Source organism: Subdoligranulum sp. APC924/74 (assembly GCF_003324125.1).
Lineage (GTDB): Bacteria > Bacillota > Clostridia > Oscillospirales > Ruminococcaceae > Gemmiger > Gemmiger qucibialis.
In genome coordinates this window covers 1-2,700 of the sequence record NZ_PSQF01000170.1, presented here as the reverse complement: position 1 = coordinate 2,700, position 2,700 = coordinate 1, and the positions used below count along the sequence as shown (strand labels likewise).

General features: G+C 43.0%; 3 protein-coding genes. All 3 read left to right on the top strand.

All coding sequences use genetic code 11. The annotated features are described in order from the left end of the window. Nucleotides 1-617 (top strand): site-specific integrase (locus C4885_RS15915; RefSeq protein ID WP_147237881.1); only part of this gene is annotated, 617 nt, incomplete at its 5' end. After that, nucleotides 617-1,606 (top strand): tyrosine-type recombinase/integrase, encoded by a 990-nt coding sequence (locus C4885_RS15910; protein ID WP_114001271.1) that lies wholly within the window; start codon nt 617-619, stop codon nt 1,604-1,606. The genes C4885_RS15915 and C4885_RS15910, both read left to right, overlap by 1 nt. Continuing rightward, entirely contained in the window at nt 1,596-2,609 is a 1,014-nt protein-coding gene (locus tag C4885_RS15905; protein ID WP_158538935.1) for a tyrosine-type recombinase/integrase, read from the top strand. Before C4885_RS15910 ends, C4885_RS15905 begins: the two co-directional genes overlap by 11 nt. Nucleotides 2,610-2,700 lie beyond the last annotated feature (91 nt).

Sequence of the window (2,700 nt, the reverse complement as noted above, 5' to 3'; positions counted from 1 at the left end):
ATTTGTCTTTGAAAATGATGCCAATTGTAAAAGTATCCGCTTCCGCGCGAATTCCTACAACATTAGATCTTAGCCAAATCGAAAGTATCCTTGCTTCTGTTGACCGTGAAAGTCCACAAGGGAAACGCGATTATGCAGTTTTAATGATTGCAGTAAAACTCGGCATTAGAACCAGCGATATACGTAATCTTCGCCCTGCCAATTTTAATTGGGAACAGCATTTGGTGTCTTTCACCCAAGTCAAAACAGGAGAGCCGATAACTTTACCACTTCCCACAGATGTTGGATGGGCTGTAATAGACTATCTGAAAAATGGAAGGCCTGTAAGCGATGCCCCGGAAATTTTTCTCCGCGCAGTCGCTCCATACGTCTCTCTGCAAAATTTTGACAACATTCTTATTAAGCATATGCGAAAAGCGGGCATTCCTTTGGATTCAATAAAGCACCACGGGCTTCACTCGCTTCGACACAGCCTCGCAACACATATGTTAGATGAAGGAATCCCCATTACCTCGATTCAGGGTGTATTAGGACACATAAATGCCGATTCTACTCAAAAATATATTGGTGTAAATGTACGTCAGCTTCGCAGCTGCGCATTGGAGGTGACTGATTAGTGTTTGAGGAAAAACTTCTTGAACCCCATTTTACCAGTGTGCTTGCACCATATATGCTGGATGTTGTGGAGCAAAAACGTGCCCTTGGCAATAAATACAACGCCGGTGTTGAGGCACTCAGTGCATTCGATGACTTTTGCAATGAGCAACAATTGCGTATACCTGCCATTTCGAAAGAACTGCTGCAAAAGTGGGAGAAAAAGAGACCTCACGAAAACGAAACCACGCAATGTTTTCGGATTTCGTATGTGCGAATTCTTTGTAAGTATTTGCACAGCAATGGCTATGATGCTCCATGTGCATTCCACCCTGCGCCTCATGTAAATAGATGTTTCGTTCCCTACATTTTTACGAAAGACGAAATCGAGAGATTGTTTTCTGCGGTAGATTGTACCAAAGAATCTTCAGAATCTCCACTACGACATTTAGTTATGCCGGTTCTGTTTCGCCTGCTTTATACATGTGGGCTGCGCGTGTCAGAGGCTCTGCACCTTAAGGTTGCAGATGTTGATTTGGATGCTGGAGTTTTAGCCATATACGGTGCAAAAGGAGACAAAGAACGGCTGGTAGGAATTTCGGACTCAATGCTTGCATACATGAAATCCTACCGCAGTAATCCATTAGTGACAAATGCAAAAAGTATTTACTTTTTCCCTGCTCCTGATGGCGGATTCTATGATACAAGTACAATTTACGATATTTTTCGAAAATGCTTATTTGATGCCGGGATTCCACACCGAGGTCGAGGAAAAGGGCCTCGTCTCCATGATCTCAGGCATTCCTTTGCGGTCCACATTCTAAACAAATGGAGTTCCGAAGGAAAAGACATATATACCTGTTTGCCGATTCTCCGCACTGCTCTTGGGCATGACCGAATTACAACAACCGAAAAATACTTGAGGCTTGTCCCGGAAGCCTACATGGAAGTCACCGAACCATTCAATGACCGATTCCATACCATTACAGAGGTACTTTGCAATGAGGAATAGATGCAGCTACGCCGGTTTAGTCTCCGCATACTTTAGCGTGTATCTGGCAGGAACTAAAAATGTCAGTACAAATACAATTTACTCTTACCGGGACACCTTTGTTATTTTTCATGGCTACCTTGAAAAGTATTGTGGCTTTAAATTAGAGAAAATGCTTTTTAACGACCTTTCCCGCGAACTGATTCTTGAATTTCTACAATATCTTGAAACTGAACGCAAATACAGTATATCTTCTCGAAACCAACGACTTGCTGCGCTGAAGTCATTTGCAAAATATGTACAAATTGAATGCCCGGATGAAATGATTCTGTGTCAGCGCATTCTTTCAATTGACAGCAAAAAAGCAGCAAAGCCGACGGTTCAATATTTGAGTATCCAGCAAACCGATATTCTAATGGAACAGCCTGATATTTCCACGCCAAAAGGTCGCAGAGACTTGGCGATGATTCTTCTCCTTTACGATTCAGCTGCACGAGTGCAGGAACTTTGCGATTTAAGAATCTGCGATATCCGACTAGATTCACTACCGGTTGTACATTTATTAGGGAAGGGGCGAAAAAGTCGAGATGTTCCGCTTACCAAACCGTGTGCACAGGTATTGCGCCAATACATTTGTGAGAACCATCTTGATATACCAGAACGCCGCAATGACCAGCTGTTTATAAATCCGCAAGGGAAAAAGTTGACTCGCAGCGGTGTTTCCTACGTGCTAGCAAAATATATCCACAAAGCAAATACTGCGGTGGATTCATTTTTTCCGCAGATTACACCGCATTGTCTCCGGCATTCTAAAGCAATGCATCTTGTTGAGGCAGGCAAAAATCTCATTTATATTCGTGACTTTTTAGGGCACGAATCTATTGAGACAACACAGGTTTACGCAAAAGCTAATCCCGAAGCCCGGCGCAAGGCATTAGAAACAATGGACACGAGGATGAATACGCCTGCCATGCCGGATTGGAACGACGACCCTGACTTAAAGGCGTTTTTAAAGACCTTGTAGAAAATTATGCTGAGATTTCTGGTGAACAGTCTCGAAGTAACGTCTGTTCTAAAAGATTCTCCGCATAACTTTTTTCTGCGCATAACAAGCC